The following is a 15,879-nucleotide window of genomic DNA, read 5'->3' on the forward strand; positions in this document are numbered from 1 at the left end:
ACCGGGCTGCGGCGGACCCAGACGTCGGACGGGGCCTGTAACCTCGAAGCGATGGAGGCAGTCGACCGCGTCGCTCGCCAGGTGTTCGGGTTCGACCTGCGGCCCGGCCAGCGCGCGGCCGCGACGTCGATCGCGGCGGGCCGCGACACCCTGGCCGTGCTGCCGACCGGCAGCGGCAAGAGCGCGATCTACCAGGTGGCCGGGCTCGTGCTCGGCGGGCTCACGGTGGTCGTCTCGCCGCTGATCGCGCTCGAGCGCGACCAGGCGGTCAACCTGCGGCGCCGGACGAAGCCCGACGGCACGCCGATCCGGGTCGTCACGCTCAACTCCGCGCAGCACAAGGCCGAACGGCGGGACTCGCTGGCGGCCCTGCGCGCCGGCGAGGTCGACTTCGTGATGCTCGGCCCCGAGCAGTTCGCCAACGACGAGTCGGTCGACGCGATCACGAACGTCACGCTGTTCACGCTCGACGAGGCGCACCTCATCAGCCAGTGGGGCCGCGACTTCCGGCCCGACTACCTGCGGCTCCCGTCGGTCTGCGAGTCGCTGGGCAGCCCGCCGGTGCTGGCGCTGACCGCCACCGCGGCGCCGCCGGTGCAGGCCGACATCACCCGCGAGCTGAAGATGCGGGACGCCAACGTCGTGGTCACCGACTTCGACCGGCCCAACATCCACCTCGCGGTCCGGCGTACGCGCAACGATCTGCCGGAGGACCGGGCGGTCGACGACCGGGCGGTGGAGGTGGTGCTGGCGCACGAGACACCCGCATTGGTGTACGCGCTGACGCACGCGCGCTGCGAGTCGCTGGCCGAGCGGCTGAACCTCGACGCGTACCGGGCGGCGCCGTACCACGCGGGCCTGCCGGCGGCGCAGCGCGCGCGGACACAGGACGACTTCCTGGCCGGCCGGCTCGACGTGGTGGTGGCGACGAGCGCGTTCGGCATGGGCATCGACAAGCCCGACGTGCGCACGGTGGTGCACGCGGGCGTGCCGGGCAGCCTCGACGAGTACTACCAGGAGATCGGCCGGGCGGGCCGCGACGGTCAGCCGGCCCGCGCGGTGGTGGTCTACGACCCCCGTACGATCCGCATCCCGCGCCTGCTCGCGGCCCGCTCCCGGATGTCGCCGGCGGTGGTGCACAAGGTGATCGACGTGCTGGAGGCGACGCCCGGGCGGGTCTCGGTCAGGTCCGTCGTGGACACCAGCGGGGTCAGCCGGCAGCAGGTGTTGCGGGTGGTCGAGGAGCTGGAAGGGCTCGGCTTCCTGGAACCGGACGGCAGCGACGGCATGGTCAAGCCCGACGAGCTGCCGCCGGACGCGTTCTCGCTCGTCTACCGGGAGGGCGGGCGCCAGCAGTCGATCCTCTGCTCCCGGATCGAGGCGGCCCGCGAGTACGCGGAGACGGTCCGCTGCCGCCGCGCGGAGCTGCTCGCCTACTTCGGTGAGCACTACGAGCCGCCGTGCGGTGCGTGCGACAACGACGAGGCGGCCGCGGCGGTGCGGGCCCAGCCGTCGAAGGCGCAGGTGGGCCGCCGCCACCACGAGCCCGAGACGGCGGCGACCCGGGTCCGGCACCGCGTCTGGGGCGAGGGGACGCTGCTGTCCCGCGACGACCACGAGCTGACGGTCGCCTTCGACACGGTCGGCTACCGCCACCTCACCCCGGCGGTCCTGGAGAACGGCATCCTGACGGTCGAACACTGACGTCTGTCGTATCGGGCCCACGGCGTTCGTAGTACTGATGAGGGCGGCCCAGCAGGGCGCGCCGATCTATCGAGGAGAGCACCGTGACCGCTACCTACACCTTCGACGTCTTCTCCAGCCTCGACGGCTACGGCACGGCGGAGGGCGACTGGGGTGGCTACTGGGGCAAGCAGGGCCCGGAGCTGCTCGCGCACCGCCTCGCCGTCTACGACCAGGACCAGCGGATGGTCTTCGGGGCCAACACGTACCGGGTGTTCCGCGAGTTCCTGGCCGCGAACACCGAGGAGACCTTCGGCGACCCGTGGGTCACCCGGATGCGCCACCTCCCGGCGACGGTGGTCTCGCGCACGCTGCGGGACCCGCTCGACTGGCCCGACGCGACCCTGGCGAGCGGCGACGCCGTCGAGGTCGTCGCGCGGCTCAAGGAGGAGTCCGACGTCCCGCTGCGCTCGCACGGCAGCCTGTCGATGAACCGGGCGCTGATGGCGGCCGGCCTGGTCGACCGCGTCCAGGTGACGATCTTCCCGGTGATCACGGGCCGGAACGGGACGAACGCGGTCTTCGCGGGTGCGGAGGACTTCGACCTGGAGCTGATCGAGAGCCGTACGCTCGACGACCACATCCAGGAGCTGACCTACCGCCCCACCCTGCACGGCTGACCCTCGGGCCCGGGTGCGGGCCGTTACTCCTCGGCGTCCTTCCCGGCGCGGGTGCCGGCCGCGTCCGCCGGCCTCGGCCCGTCCGGGGCCGGCGCGATGTGGTCCGCCGGCGTCGGCTCGTCGCCGGCCGGCGCGATGCGGTCAACCGGCTTCGCGTCGTCCGTGGTCGGCGCCGGGTGGTCCGGCTTCTTGGCCCGGTGGAAGGTCAGCGTCATGACCACCACGATCAACGCGCCGACGACCAGGCCGATGATCGCGCTCGCGAGGGTGTTGACCAGCCAGCCGACCACCCCGCCGAGGGGGCCCGTGGCGTCGTGGGCGCCTTCCTCCAGGTGGTGCACGAACTCGTAGACCGCGTGCAGGCCCAGCTCGTCCGCGCCGACCAGCAGGATGTGGCCGCCCACCCAGAGCATCGCCGCCGTGCCGACCACCGTGAGCACCGCCAGCACCCGGGGCATCGCCCGCACCAGGCCCCGGCCGAACCGGGCGATCGCCTCGCCCTGGCGCTCGGCCAGGCGCAGGCCGACGTCGTCCATCTTCACGATCAGTCCGACCGCCCCGTACACCAGCACGGTCATGGCGATCGCGACGATCACGAGGATCGTCAGGCGGGCGACGAACGACTCGTCGGCGACCTCGTTCAGCGAGATCACCATGATCTCCGCCGACAGGATGAGGTCGGTCCGGATCGCTCCGGAGACCAGCGTCTTCTCGTCGGGCTGCCGCTCCTCGCCCGCGCCGTGGGTGTCGTGGTGCGCGATCTTGGCCCAGACCTTCTCGGCGCCCTCGTAGCAGAGGTAGGCGCCACCGAGCATGAGCAGCGGGGTCAGCAGCCACGGCAGGAACTGGCTGAGGACGAGGATCACCGGCAGGATGATCAGGAACTTGTTGCGCAGCGAGCCGATCGCGATGCGCTTGACGATGGGCAGCTCGCGCTCCGCCGCCAGGCCGCGCACGTACTGCGGGGTGACCGCGGCGTCGTCGATGACCACCCCGGCGGCCTTCGAGCCGGCCTTGGCAGCCGCCAGGCCGACGTCGTCGATGGACGCGGCCGCCGCACGCGCCAGGACCGCCACATCGTCCAACAGTGCTGCGAGTCCAGCGCTCACCAAAGCTCCTTCGCCATCGACACGTGCGGGTGAGCGCCTATTCTCGCCCGCCAGCGCAAAACACGCACGGCAGCCCCCGCCGGGCGGGGACGAAGGTCCTGCCGAGTCCGTGACCGCGGTCCCGGGCGGCTGTGGTCCACCGGCACTGCTGTGGCCGCCGTGACAGGCGTGGAATCGAGGTGTGCCCGGGCGCCGGGCCACCCGAGGACACGAGAGGACGTGGACACCATGACCGCGATGGCCGAGCGGAACACCGCGCGGACGACCACCCCGTCGGTCGGCTTCGAGACGACGGCGGGAAGGGCGGCCCGGTACGTGTGGGCGGGCGTGCGCCTGGCCTTCGCCTTCACCTTCCTGTGGGCGTTCCTGGACAAGCTCTTCGGCCTCGGCTTCGCCACCCCCGGCGCGCGCTCCTGGCTCAACGGCGGCAGCCCGACCAACGGGTTCCTCAGTGGAGCGGAGGGCCCGTTCGCCGGCCTGCACCACCGGCTCGCCGGCACCGGCTTCGCCGACTGGGCGTTCATGCTCGGCCTGCTCGGGATCGGCCTCGCCTTCGCCCTCGGCGTCGGCATGCGCGTCGCGGCCGCCGCGGGCGCCCTGCTCTACGTGCTGATGTGGTCGGTGGCGCTCCCGCCGGCGACCAACCCCTTCCTCGACGAGCACCTGATCAGCGCGGCCGTGATGGTGGGTCTGGCCCTGGTCGGCGCGGGCCGCACCCTCGGCCTCGGCGCGCGGTGGGAGCGGCTGCCGATCGTGCGGCGCCTGCCCTGGCTCAGGTAGCGGTGCCGTGCGTGACCACGACCGGGCACTGCGCCCTGTGCAGCAGTTGCGGACACACCGCTCCCCGCAGCGTCTCGGCGACCGCACCGTGGCCGCGGCTGCCGATCACGATGGCGAGCGCCGAGCGGGACCGCGCGACCAGGGCGCCGGCGGCACCGCCGTGCACGACGGCGTGCCGGACGGGCACCTGGGGATACCGGCTGTGCCACGGCTCGAGGTCGCCGACGAGGTCCGCGACCATGGACGGGTCCTGGTCGTCCATGGCGTAGAGCAGCGGCTGGTAGCCGAAGCCGAGCGACGGCGAGGGCGGGTAGTAGGCCCGCACCGCGAGCAGCCGCGCGTCGTGCGAGGCCGCGAGCTGGAAGCCGAGCTCCACCGCGAGCCGGCTCGGATCCGAGCCGTCGCAGCCGACGATCACCGGCCCGCTGGGATCGCCGCCGCGGACGACGGCGACCGAACCGGCGGCGCGGGTCGCCACCTGCCGGCTCACCGAGCCCAGCACGAGGCTGCGGACACCGCCGTGACCGTGGCCGCCGACGACGACCAGCGCGGCGTCCTCGGCCACCTCCAGCAGGGCCGGTACGGGCGGGCCGGCCACCGCGACGGCGCGGACGTCGAGGTCGCTCTCGACGCCGCGGGCCGCCTCGCTGGCCGCGTCGAGGACGTCGCCCGGTGGCTCGCCCTCGTGCGCGAAGAGCACCCGCAGCGGCACGTCACGCAGCGCCGCCTCCGCGGCGGCCCACCTGACGGCGGTGGTCGCACATCCGGAGCCGTCCGTACCCACGACGATCTCCCGGTTGTCCATCACCTCCAGCCTGGCACGCCGCGACCCGCCGGGCAGGGCCATCCGGCCCGATGGCCGGGTGCCGGTCGGCCCTGCCCGGCCCGCGGGTGACGGAGTTGGCTCAGAACCGGCGCCCGTACGACGAGAGGACCGTCCCGATGTCGCAGCAGATCGCGAGTCCCGTCGCCACCGCGCTCGCGGAGGCCGCCAACGCCGCCGGGTACGCGCCGTCGATCCACAACACCCAGCCCTGGTCCTGGCGGGTGGGGCCGGAGAGGTTGGAGCTGTTCGCCGTGCGCGACCGGCAGCTCGCCGCCACGGATCCGGACGCCCGCCTCATGACCCTCAGCTGTGGCGCCGCGCTCCACCACGCCCGGCTCGCGCTCCTGGCACACGGCTGGAGCGCGCGCGTGCGGCACCTGCCCGACCCGGCGCGGCCCGACCTGCTGGCGGACCTGGTCGCCGACGAGCCGGTCGAGATGACCCCGGACGCGGTACGGATGGTGTGGGCGATGCGGGTCCGGCACACGGACCGCCGGCCGGTTTCCGACGAGCCCGTCCCGCCGGCCGTCGAGGCGACGCTGACGGCGGCCGCCGACGGGCTGGCCCGGCTGCACTGGCTCACCGCCGACCAGGTCGTCGAGCTGGCCGCCGCCGCGTGCCGGGCGGGCGAGATCGCGGCGGAGGATCCACTGGTCCGCGCCGAGCTGGCGTACTGGACCAGCCGGTCCGCGCCCGCCGGCACCGGGCTGCCGCCCGACGTGCTGCCGGCGCGACCGCCCGAGACGACCGTCCCGGCCCGCGACTACGGGTCGCCCGGGACGTTGCCGATCGGCCCCGGGCACGACAGGCAGGCGCGGTACGCGGTGCTCTACGGCGACGACGACGAGCCGACCGCCTGGCTGCGCGCGGGTGAGGCGCTGGCCGCCGTCTGGCTCACCGCGGTGGGGGAGGGCGTATCCGTGGTGCCGCTCAGCGGTGCCGTCGAGGTGCCCGCGACCCGCGGGATCCTGCGCGGGCTGCTGTCCGGCATCGGCTTCCCGTACCTCGTGTTGCGCCTGGGCATCATGGGCGCCGGTGGCCCGCCGGCCACGCCGCGCCTGCCGGCGGAGCGCACCGTGGACGTGGACAGGACCTAAACTCCTTCGTGAGTGGTCGAAGGAGCCGAGCGGGATGCCTGAACCGTTGACCTTTCCGGACGCGCCGCGGCTCGAGCTCGACGAGCTGCTGGCGCAGTTGGTGGCCCGCGCCCAGGAGGTCATGGACACCCAGGGCAGGCTGCGCGGGCTGTTGCGGGCCAACCAGCTCATCATCGGCGACCTGGCCCTGCCGGCCGTGCTCCGGCGCATCGTGGAGGCCGCCCGCGAGCTGGTCGGCGCGCGCTACGCCGCGCTCGGGGTGGTGTCGCCCCGCGGCGGGCTCGCCGAGTTCATCCACAGTGGAATGCCGCCGGACGCGGTCGAGGTGATCGGCCATCTCCCGGAGGGCAAGGGTCTGCTGGGCGCCCTGATCGAGGATCCACGGCCGATCCGGCTGCGGCACATCACCGACGACCCGCGGTCGACCGGTTTCCCGTCGGGACATCCGCCGATGGACAGCTTCCTGGGCGTGCCGATCCGCATCCGGGACGAGGTGTTCGGCAACCTCTACCTCGCCGAGAGCGCGTCCGGTGCGTTCCGCGCCGAGGACGAGGAGCTGGTCAAGGCGCTGGCGGCGACGGCGGCGGTGGCCATCGACAACGCCAACCTGTACGCGTCGGCGCGCTCGCGCGGCGAGTGGCTGCAGGCCTCCGCCGCCATCACGCGCCAGGTGCTGGCCGTCGAGGGCTCGCCCAGCTATCCGTTGCGGCAGATCGCCGAGCGCACGAAGGAGGTCGCGGACGCCGACCTCGTGACCGTCATCCTGCCCGACCCGGACGACGACACCGAGTTGCGCGTCGACGTGGCGGTCGGGCTGTCCGCCGAGCGGCTGGCGGGCACCCGGGTCCCCGCGCGGGACAGTCTGTCCGCGCGGGTGCTGGCGACCGGGCAGCCGCTGCGGTTGGCCGATCCCGGCGCGTCGTCCCCTGTGGAGGTGCCTGACCTCGGGCCGGTGCTCGCCGTGCCGTTGCTCGGTTCGGGACAGGTCCACGGTGTCCTGTGGACGGTCCGCGCGCCAGGCCGTCCCCTGTTCACCGCCGACGACGTGGAGATGGCGGCGAGCTTCGCCAACCAGGCCGCGCTGGCGATCGAGCTGGCCGAGGCGCGCGCCGAGCAGCAGCGGGCCGCGATGCTCCGCGAGCGCGAGCGGATCGCCGCCGACCTGCACGACCACGTCATCCAGCGGCTGTTCGCGGCCGGGCTGTCGCTGCAGGGCCTCGCGGCGCGGCTCGGGCCCGGCGAGCCGGCCGACCGGGTCGTCCGGGTCATCGACGACCTCGACACCACCATCAGCCAGATCCGGACCACGATCTTCCAGCTCCAGCGGCCGCCCGGCGGGGTGGCGACCGGCGTCCGCGCCCGGCTGCTCGACGTCGCGTCGCGGGTCGGGCCGGCGCTCGGGTTCGAGCCCGGCGTGCGGTTCGCCGGCGTCGTCGAGAGCGAGGTGCCGCCGGACCTCGTCGACGACCTGGAGGCGGTGCTGGGCGAGGCGCTGACCAACGTCGCCCGGCACGCCGGCGCGCGGTCCGTCGACGTGTCGCTGGCGGTCGCGTCCGACGAGGTCACCCTGGAGGTCCGCGACGACGGCCGGGGACTGGGGGAGACCACCCGGCGCAGCGGACTGGCCAATCTGCGCGCGCGGGCCGAACGGCGTGGCGGCACGCTGTCGGTCTCCGTCGCCGCGCCGGGCGGGACGCTGCTGCGCTGGTCGGCGCCTACTCGACCACCGCGCTGACCGGGTGGCGCGCGCTGGGGTGGCCCGGCTGCCCGTAGCCGACGCGCAGCACCATCTGGGGCAGGCCCTGGCTGCCCAGCGCCGCCCGCAGCCGCTCGCGCGCGGTGGGCACCTCGATGGGCTGCGAGAACATCGAGGTGGCGAGGCCGGCGTCCGTGGCGGTGAGCAGCACCCGCTGGAGTGCCTGGCCGGCGTTCACCCGGTCGGCGTCGCGGTCGTCGGGGCAGCCGAGCACCGCGACGAGCGGTTCGGGCTCATAGCCTCGGCCGAGCGGCCGTGGGCGCCCGCCGAACGCGCGCAGCGGCAGCAGGTCCTGCGGCTCGGGGGCGTACCCGGCGGCGCGAGCGGTGACGCCGTCCCCGGTGACCTCGGTGCGCCCCCACCGGGCGAGTTCCGCCGCGTACGCGTGGTCGCGGCGCAGCACCCGGTTCGCCGCGTTGACCACCTCGGCGAGCGCGTCGACCGCGCTGCTGCCGATGATCAGGTCGAGCCAGGCACCCTCCGCGGCGGCCGCGGCGCGCAGCCGGGCGCGCAGGTCGGCCGGGACGGGTTCGGTGCTGAACGGCATGCGGTTGCTGTGGCGGCGGGGGATCGCGACGAACAGGGCCTCCTCGGCGCCGGCCGCGGGCCGCGGGGTGCTGGGCACGAGCCGGGCGACCACGTCCCGGTCCCGGGAACGGGGCTGGACGAGGACCACGGCCGGCTTGCCGAGCACCGCCAGGGCCAGCCGCAGGTTGAGGACGGCGGCGCCGCAGCTGACCCGACCGGCCCACTCCCGCGCCGGGATGTCGGGGAGCCGCGCGCGATCCAGCAGCACCTCGATCGCGCCGCCGTCGAGCCTGAACCGCCACGGCTGGCTGTTGTGCAGCGACGGCGCCCGCACGGCCAGCTCGGCGGCCGCGGTCAGGTCGCCCCGCGCGTACCCGATGATGGTTCTCTGCCCCATGCCCCTCATCGTGTGCCGCGCCGGGCGCCGTGCGCAGGGGCAGAGGTCCCGAGGTCCCGGGTCCTCCGGCGGTAGGTCGGGCGGCCGGCCGAAGTGGAGAATGGGCGTCGTGATCCGTGTGTACCTGCTCGACGACCACGAGGTGGTCCGGCGCGGCCTGACCGACCTGCTGGAGAGCCAGGGCGACATCGAGGTCGTCGGCGAGTCCGGGCTCGCCCGGGAGGCCGGCGCCCGCATCCCGGCGCTGCGGCCCGACGTGATGATCCTCGACGCCCGGCTGCCGGACGGCAGTGGCATCGACGTCTGCCGGGACGTGCGGGCCGTCGACCCGGCCGTCAAAGGGCTCGTGCTCACCTCGTACGAGGACGACGAGGCGCTGTTCGCCGCCATCATGGCCGGCGCCTCGGGCTACGTGCTCAAGCAGGTGCGCGGCACCGACCTCGTGGACGCGGTGCGGCGGGTGGCGGCCGGGCAGTCCATGTTGGACCCGGCCGTCACCCAGCGCGTGCTGGACCGCATCCGCAGCGGGGTCGAGCAGCCCGAGGAGCTGAAGGGCCTCACCGACCAGGAACGGCGGATCCTGGAGCACATCGCGCAGGGGCGCACCAACCGCGAGATCGCGGCGGAGATGTTCCTGGCCGAGAAGACGGTCAAGAACTACGTGTCCAGCCTGCTGGCCAAGCTCGGCCTGGAGCGGCGTACGCAGGCCGCGGTGCTGGCCACCCGGCTGCTCGGCAGGTCCTAGACGGTCGGAGCGGCCGGGAGGAGCGCGTCCGTGGCGGCGGCGACCGCGGCGACGACGGCAGCCCGGTGGCGGGTGCGGCGGGCGGCGTCGTCGTCGCCCGTGGGATTGCGGACCTGCGGGGCGGTGTGGTGCCACGCCTGGGCGGCCGCCAGCGCGATCATCAGCGCGTCCATCGCGAGCTCCACCGTCGTGCCGTGCACGCGCGCGATGTCGCCGGCCTTGTCGAGGTGGGCCGCCAGCTCCTGCTCGGAGGCCTCCGGGCGCTCGAGCGTCTTCCACTGGACCAGCCGCAGCAGCCACGGGTCCTCGGTGAACTGGTCGAACAGGGCGCCCGCGTAGGCCGGGAGGTCGGCCGGCCGGAACGGGACCAGGTCGGCAAGCACCGTCAGCCGGCCGGCGAGGACGGCGTCGAAGAGCGCGTCCTTCGAGCCGAAGTAGGCGTAGATGGCCTGTTTGTTGGCCGCCGCGGCGGCGGCGATGCGGTCGACCCGGGCGCCGGCGAGGCCGCGCTCGACGAACTCGGCGTAGGCGGCGTCGAGGAGCCGGGCGCGGGTCGCCGCCGAGTCGTAGGCCGCCATGGCGTCCAGGATAAAACCAACCGCCTGGTTTGACGATCGGGGGCTGGCCGACGTAGCGTCGATATCCAACCAACCAGTTGGATTCAAATTTCGTACGCGGAGGCTTTCGATGTCCCGTCTCACCACCCCGTTCGGCGCGCGGAGCACCGCCGCCGAGGTCATCGCCGGTGTCGACCTGACCGGCAAGCGCGTCCTGGTGACCGGCGCCACCTCCGGCATCGGCCTGGAGACCGCGCTCGCCCTGGCCACAGCCGGTGCGGAGGTCACGCTGACCGCACGCGACACAGCGGCGGGGGAGCGCGCCGCCGCCGCCGTGTCGCGTGCGGCGGGCCACGACCGGGTCCACGTCGCCCACCTCGACCTGGCCGACCGGGGCAGCATCGACGCCCTGGTCAAGGGTTGGACCGGGCCGCTGGACGTCCTCGTCAACAACGCCGGCGTGATGGCGATCCCCGACCTGCGGCGCACGGCCGACGGCTGGGAGGAGCAACTGGCCGTCAACCACCTCGGCACCGCCGCGCTCACCCTCGGGCTGCACCCCGCGCTGGCCGCGGCCGGCGGGGCCCGGGTGGTCACGGTCAGCTCGTCGGCGCACCTGATGGCACCGGTCGACGTCGACGACCTCAACTTCACGGGCCGGCCGTACGAGGCGTGGACCGCGTACGCCCAGTCGAAGACCGCGTCGATCCTGTTCACGGTGGCCCTCGCGAAGCGCTGGGCGGCCGACGGCATCACGGTCAACGCGCTGCACCCCGGCGGCATCAGGACCAACCTGCAGCGCCACCTCGACGACGCCCAACTCCGCTTCGTCGGCGCCGTCGACGCGGACGGAGTGCCGTTCGAGGTGCCGCCGGGCTGGAAGACCCCGGCCCAGGGCGCGGCCACGACGGTGCTGCTCGCCGCGTCGCCGCTCGTCGAGGGCGTCACCGGGCGCTACTTCGAGGACGCCAACGAGGTGCCCGTCCTGGCGGACCCGGCGGGCGTCCGCAGTGGGGGCGTCGCGGCTTACGCGGTCGACCCGGATCTGGCCGAGCGCCTGTGGGAGGCCACCAACCGGCTGTTGTCCCGCTAGATTGATCATTGATGGACCTGACCGATCGCACCGTGGTGCTGACCGGTGCCACCGACGGCATCGGGCGCGTGCTGGCGCTGCGGCTCGCGGGCCGGGTGGGGCACCTGGTGCTGCACGGCCCGCAGCCGCGGTCCGCGATGGCGGGCCTGCTGGACGGCCTCGGCGGGCGGGTCACCTACCTGACGGCCGACTTCGGGCACCTGGACCAGATCGTCCGGCTCGGCGAGGGCATCCGCGCCGCCGTCGACCGGGTCGACCTGCTGGTCAACAACGCGGGCCGGGCCGGCACGCCGCGCCGCGAGGTCAGCGCCGACGGCATCGAGGCGACGCTGCAGACCAACTACCTGTCCACTGTGGTGCTGACCACCGCGCTGCTCGACCGGGTGGGCCGCGTGCTCGACATCGCGTCCGCGACCCACCTGTCGGCGAAGCTGCGCCTGGCGGATCTCGGTCTCGCGGGGCCGGGCTACTCGGGCGTCGGGGCGTACGCCCAGTCGAAGCTCGCGATCGTCACGTACACGTGCTGGCTGGCGGGCCGGCTCGACGGCCCCACGGCGGAGGCGGCGAGCATGCACCCCGGCATCATCCAGTCGGGCCTGCTCGCGGGCATGTTCTCGATCGAGGGCGACCCCCCGTCCCGCGGCGCGGACAACATCCTCAGCGTGGCGGGCCGCCCGGAGTCGATCAACGGCCGCTACTTCGACGAGAGCGAACCGGCCCGCCCGAACCCGCTGGCCCTGGAGCCGGCGGTGCAATCGGAGCTGATGGACCGCACCGCGGCCCTGCTGTCCCCGATCGGCGTCGACCCGAGATAGGGCTTGGGTCCTATGTGTACGATGTGAGCCGTGCCCGAACCAGGCCGGCGGCCCGCCACGATGGCCGATGTCGCCCGTGCGGTCGGCCTCTCGCACCAGACCGTCTCGCGGGTGCTCAACGACCATCCCCTGGTGCGGCCCGAGACGCGGGCCCGGGTGCGCCAGGCGATCGAGGATCTCGGCTACCGGCCCAACTCCGCCGCCCGTGCGCTCGTCACCCGCCGCTCCGGGACGGTGGGTGTGATCACCTTCAACAGCACGTTGTACGGCCCGGCCAGCACGCTGTTCGGCATCGAGCAGGCCGCCCGCGACGCGGGGTTCGTCGTCAGCATCGACAGCCTCACCGCGCTGACCGCCACGTCCGTGCGGGCGGCGCTCGACCGGCTGGCCAAGCAGGCGGTGGAGGGGATCATCGTGATCGCGCCGCTGTCGGGCACGGCCGAGGTGCTCGCCGCGCTCGCCGGTGAGGTGCCGGCCGTCGTCGTGGAGGGCGGCGCGGTGCCCGGGCTGGGCTCGGTCAGCGTCGACCAGGAGTCGGGCGCGCGCCGGGTGACCCGGCACCTGCTCGACCGTGGCGCGGCGACGGTGTGGCACGTGGCCGGCCCGGGGGACTGGATCGAGGCCGAGGGGCGGGTGCTCGGCTGGCGCGCGGAGTTGCGCGCGGCCGGCGCCACGGTGCACCGGCCGCTGCGGGGCACCTGGAGCCCGTCGTCGGGCTACGCGGCGGGGCGGCGGCTCGCGGCACGGTCCGATGTGGAGGCCGTGTTCGTCGCCAACGACCAGATGGCGCTCGGGTTGCTGCGGGCGTTCCACGAGGCGGGCGTACGCGTACCCGGTGACGTGCTCGTCGCCGGCTTCGACGATGTGCCCGAAGCCGCCTATTTCACCCCGCCCCTGACGACGGTCCGGCAGGACTTCACGACCGTCGGCCGGCGCAGCATCGAGTTGCTGCTGGAGCAGGTGACGGCCGGCCGCCCGCTCGAGCGGCGCGCGGTCGTCCCGGCCGAGTTGGTGGTCCGGCAGAGCTCCACCCGCTGAGGTCGGACGCTTGACATTCATCGACCGGTCGACAAATGTTAGCGCTAACATTCAAGTTCATATCCAGAGAGGCGCGCCGACATGGCCGAGTTGGGCGCATCCCCCGCCTTCCCCCGCCGCCTGGTGAACCGATCCGACGGCGTCCCCGACGCCGTGGCCGCGGCCCGCATCGAGCTGCGGCAGCTGCGCTACTTCGTCTCGCTGGCGGAGGAGCTCCACTTCGGGCGGGCGGCGGCCCGCGAGCACATCGTGCAGTCGGCGCTGAGCCAGCAGGTGCAGCGCCTGGAGCGCACGCTCGGCGTGCTGTTGGTCAATCGCACGACCCGCCACATCGAGCTGACCCCGGCGGGTGCCCGCTTCCTGCTCGAGGCCCGCCAGATCCTGGAGCACGTGGACCGGGCGGCGGGCCTGGCCCAGCGCCTGACGTCGACCCCACCGGCGCTGCGCATGGGCCTGCTGGACGAGGGCTACGAAGCGGTCCGCCCGGTGCTGCGCGCGTTCCGCGCCCGCCACCCCGAGGTGGAGCTCCACCAGGTGCAGGCGGGCGTCCCCGAGCAGTGCCGCATGCTCGCCGACGGCCGCCTCGACGCGGGCATCGGCCGGGGCTGCGCGATCCCGGCGCGGATCGCCTCGGACCTGTTCCGCCTGGACCCCCTCGGGGTGCTGCTCCCACCCGACCACCGGCTGGCCCGCCTCCCGGTTGTCCCGCTCGCGGCGCTGGCCGGCGAGACGTTCCTGCTCCCCGACGAGACGCGGGCGCCGGAGCTGGCGGAGTTCGTCACCGAGATCTGCCGCGCGGCGGGCTTCGTCCCGGCGCCGCACCCGCACACGGTCCAACACCTCCGGGCCGCCGTCGACCTGGTGGCCGGCGGCGGCTGCGTCACCTGCGCCCCGGCCTCGACCGCGGACCTGGCGGCCCCGGCCCGCTGGCGCCCACTGGCCCCGGCGGTCCCGCGCTACCCGTGGTCGATCCTGTGGCGCGCGGAACGCCCGACCCGCGAGGTCCGGTTGTTCGTCGCCCTGGCCCGCGAACTATCACGCGCGGAAGGCTGGCGCGACCCCCGCGCACCCCGCGTCGATCTGGCCAGCTAGCCGGAGCCGGCGCCCATCTGGCCGGCTGGCCCGCGGCGATTTGGCCGGTTAACCCGAATCCACCGATCAGCCCGCACACCCACCGCCGCCCGCCCTCTGCTCTGCTTCCATCCACGCACCACCCGCCCTGACCTGCGGTGCGTATCTGGAAGCAGAGCAAAGCCACCGAGAAACCGGGTCGGGGGTCAGGTCAGTCGGATCATGTTCCACGACAGCGGCGGGAGGACCGCCTGCAGCCGGCCGCCGTCCAGCTTCGGGGGGTCCAGCGGGCGAGGGACCACGCGGTCCGGGTCGGTCGCGTCGTTGACCGCGTCCGGGTCCTCGTCGAAGAGCGCCACGTGGTCCGCGGCCGTCAGCGCCGGCAGCGAGCGGGCGTCGACGTCGAGCGTGAGCTCCTGCGACTGGTCCCGGTTGACCGCGAACAGCACCACCCCGTCCTCCTCGGTCAGGACGGCGACCGCGTCCAGGACCGGGACCCGGCCGTGGACCGCGGTGTCGTAGGACGGGCCGGTCGGTTCCAGGCGCAGGACCGTGCCGCGGCCGTGGCGTGAGGTCAGCGCGAACGGGTGGTAGCTGCTCTGCCGCCACGCCGGGCCGCCCGGCTCCGTCATGATCAGGCCGATCACGTTGACCAGTTGGGCCTGGCAGCCGATCCGGACGCGGTCCGCGTGGCGGAGCAGGCTGATCAGCAGGTTGCCGACCACCACCGCGTCGGTCACCGAGTAGACGTCCTCGATCAGGCGCGGCGTCCGTTCGATGGACAGGTTCTTCTCACCCGCGAAGCGGGTCTGGTACCAGACGTTCCACTCGTCGAACGACAGGTTGATCCGTTTCCGGTGGCGGCCCACCGCGCGGACGTGGTCGGCCGTCGCGATCACCGCCTCGATGAAGGCGTCCATGTCGACCGCCGACGCGAGGAAGCTGCCGCGGTCGCCGTCGCGCTCCTGGTAGTACGCGTGCAGCGAGACGTAGTCGACCACGTCGTAGCAGGACCCCAGCACGGTCGCCTCCCACGAGCCGAACGTCGGCATCGCGCGGTTGGAGCTCCCGCAGGCCACCAGCTCGATGGACGGGTCCACCAGGCGCATCGCCTTGCCCGTCTCGGCCGCGAGGCGGCCGTACTCCACTGCCGTCTTGTGCCCGATCTGCCACGGGCCGTCCATCTCGTTGCCCAGACACCAGACCTTGATGTCGTACGGGTCGGCGGCGCCGTTCGCCCGCCGCAGGTCGGACCAGTAGGTGCCCGACGGGTGGTTGCAGTACTCCACGATGGACCGGGCGGCGTCGATGCCCCGGGTGCCGAGGTTGACCGCCATCATCGTCTCCGCGCCGACCGAGCCCGCCCAGCGCTGGAACTCGTCGACGCCGACGTGGTTGGGCTCGATCGTGCGCCAGGCCAGGTCGATCCGGGTCGGCCGCTCTTCGACGGGCCCGATGCCGTCCTCCCAGTGGTAGCCGGAGACGAAGTTGCCGCCCGGGTACCGCACGATCGGGACACCGAGCTCGCGGGTCAACGACGCGACGTCGCCACGGAAGCCGCGCGGATCGGCGGTCGGGTGGCCGGGCTCGTAGATTCCCTCGTAGACGCACCGGCCGAGGTGCTCGACGAAGCTGCCGTAGAGCCGCGGGTCGACCTCGCCGACACGGAACGCGGGATCGATGGTGAGCGAAGCGAAGTGCACG

Annotated in this window: 15 protein-coding genes; 10 read left to right on the plus strand and 5 right to left on the minus strand. The window is 73.8% G+C overall.

Annotated features, from left to right (window positions below):
• The first annotated feature begins 51 nt into the window (after positions 1 to 51).
• Both Asi02nite_RS16815 and Asi02nite_RS16820 read left to right on the plus strand, forming a co-directional pair.
• On the plus strand, positions 52 to 1,704 hold the full coding sequence (locus Asi02nite_RS16815; protein WP_203713963.1) for a RecQ family ATP-dependent DNA helicase: 1,653 nt from the start codon (positions 52 to 54) through the stop codon (positions 1,702 to 1,704).
• A gap of 83 nt (positions 1,705 to 1,787) precedes the next feature.
• Positions 1,788 to 2,363, plus strand: a complete 576-nt coding sequence (locus Asi02nite_RS16820; RefSeq protein WP_203713965.1) for a dihydrofolate reductase family protein — start codon at positions 1,788 to 1,790, stop codon at positions 2,361 to 2,363.
• Positions 2,364 to 2,386: 23 nt separating this feature from the next.
• On the opposite strand, the gene Asi02nite_RS16825 is transcribed toward Asi02nite_RS16820, so the two are convergent.
• Positions 2,387 to 3,472, minus strand: a complete 1,086-nt coding sequence (locus tag Asi02nite_RS16825) for a DUF808 domain-containing protein (RefSeq protein WP_203713967.1) — start codon at positions 3,470 to 3,472, stop codon at positions 2,387 to 2,389.
• A gap of 219 nt (positions 3,473 to 3,691) precedes the next feature.
• Between Asi02nite_RS16825 and Asi02nite_RS16830 the strand changes: the two genes are divergently transcribed.
• A complete protein-coding gene (locus Asi02nite_RS16830) occupies positions 3,692 to 4,252 on the plus strand; it encodes a hypothetical protein (protein WP_203713969.1) in 561 nt (186 codons plus the stop codon).
• Here the strand turns inward: Asi02nite_RS16830 and Asi02nite_RS16835 are convergent.
• Positions 4,245 to 5,057 carry a universal stress protein gene (locus Asi02nite_RS16835; RefSeq protein WP_203713971.1) on the minus strand — a complete coding sequence of 271 codons (813 nt, stop codon included), beginning with the start codon at positions 5,055 to 5,057 and terminating at the stop codon, positions 4,245 to 4,247. The two genes, Asi02nite_RS16830 and Asi02nite_RS16835, sit on opposite strands and share 8 nt — an antisense overlap.
• A gap of 137 nt (positions 5,058 to 5,194) precedes the next feature.
• On the opposite strand from Asi02nite_RS16835, the gene Asi02nite_RS16840 reads away from it, so the two are divergent.
• Both Asi02nite_RS16840 and Asi02nite_RS16845 read left to right on the plus strand, forming a co-directional pair.
• Complete coding sequence (locus tag Asi02nite_RS16840) at positions 5,195 to 6,175, plus strand: Acg family FMN-binding oxidoreductase (protein WP_203713972.1); 981 nt, start codon at positions 5,195 to 5,197, stop codon at positions 6,173 to 6,175.
• 34 nt (positions 6,176 to 6,209) lie between these two features.
• Positions 6,210 to 7,910 (plus strand): GAF domain-containing sensor histidine kinase, encoded by a 1,701-nt coding sequence (locus tag Asi02nite_RS16845; RefSeq protein ID WP_203713974.1) that lies wholly within the window; start codon positions 6,210 to 6,212, stop codon positions 7,908 to 7,910.
• Here Asi02nite_RS16845 and Asi02nite_RS16850 read toward each other — a convergent pair.
• A complete protein-coding gene (locus Asi02nite_RS16850; protein WP_203713976.1) occupies positions 7,891 to 8,856 on the minus strand; it encodes an Acg family FMN-binding oxidoreductase in 966 nt (321 codons plus the stop codon). The genes Asi02nite_RS16845 and Asi02nite_RS16850 overlap by 20 nt on opposite strands.
• Positions 8,857 to 8,965: 109 nt before the next feature.
• On the opposite strand from Asi02nite_RS16850, the gene Asi02nite_RS16855 reads away from it, so the two are divergent.
• On the plus strand, positions 8,966 to 9,601 hold the full coding sequence (locus tag Asi02nite_RS16855; RefSeq protein WP_203713977.1) for a response regulator: 636 nt from the start codon (positions 8,966 to 8,968) through the stop codon (positions 9,599 to 9,601).
• Here Asi02nite_RS16855 and Asi02nite_RS16860 read toward each other — a convergent pair.
• Positions 9,598 to 10,179 carry a TetR/AcrR family transcriptional regulator gene (locus tag Asi02nite_RS16860; RefSeq protein WP_203713979.1) on the minus strand — a complete coding sequence of 194 codons (582 nt, stop codon included), beginning with the start codon at positions 10,177 to 10,179 and terminating at the stop codon, positions 9,598 to 9,600. The genes Asi02nite_RS16855 and Asi02nite_RS16860 overlap by 4 nt on opposite strands.
• A gap of 109 nt (positions 10,180 to 10,288) precedes the next feature.
• Between Asi02nite_RS16860 and Asi02nite_RS16865 the strand changes: the two genes are divergently transcribed.
• The 4 genes from Asi02nite_RS16865 (at position 10,289) to Asi02nite_RS16880 (ending at position 14,196) form a co-directional block, all read left to right on the plus strand.
• Positions 10,289 to 11,251, plus strand: a complete 963-nt coding sequence (locus Asi02nite_RS16865) for an SDR family NAD(P)-dependent oxidoreductase (RefSeq protein WP_203713981.1) — start codon at positions 10,289 to 10,291, stop codon at positions 11,249 to 11,251.
• A gap of 11 nt (positions 11,252 to 11,262) precedes the next feature.
• Positions 11,263 to 12,066, plus strand: a complete 804-nt coding sequence (locus tag Asi02nite_RS16870; protein WP_203713982.1) for an SDR family NAD(P)-dependent oxidoreductase — start codon at positions 11,263 to 11,265, stop codon at positions 12,064 to 12,066.
• Between the two features lie 30 nt (positions 12,067 to 12,096).
• Entirely contained in the window at positions 12,097 to 13,104 is a 1,008-nt protein-coding gene (locus Asi02nite_RS16875; protein ID WP_239126763.1) for a LacI family DNA-binding transcriptional regulator, read from the plus strand.
• Positions 13,105 to 13,185: 81 nt separating this feature from the next.
• Positions 13,186 to 14,196 (plus strand): LysR family transcriptional regulator, encoded by a 1,011-nt coding sequence (locus tag Asi02nite_RS16880; RefSeq protein WP_203713983.1) that lies wholly within the window; start codon positions 13,186 to 13,188, stop codon positions 14,194 to 14,196.
• Between the two features lie 185 nt (positions 14,197 to 14,381).
• Here the strand turns inward: Asi02nite_RS16880 and arfA are convergent, their stop codons facing one another.
• Positions 14,382 to 15,878, minus strand: coding sequence for an arabinosylfuranosidase ArfA (gene arfA / locus Asi02nite_RS16885; RefSeq protein ID WP_203713984.1), 1,497 nt, complete (start codon positions 15,876 to 15,878; stop codon positions 14,382 to 14,384).
• Position 15,879: the final 1 nt, after the last annotated feature.

Source organism: Asanoa siamensis, from assembly GCF_016862555.1.
GTDB lineage: Bacteria > Actinomycetota > Actinomycetes > Mycobacteriales > Micromonosporaceae > Asanoa > Asanoa siamensis.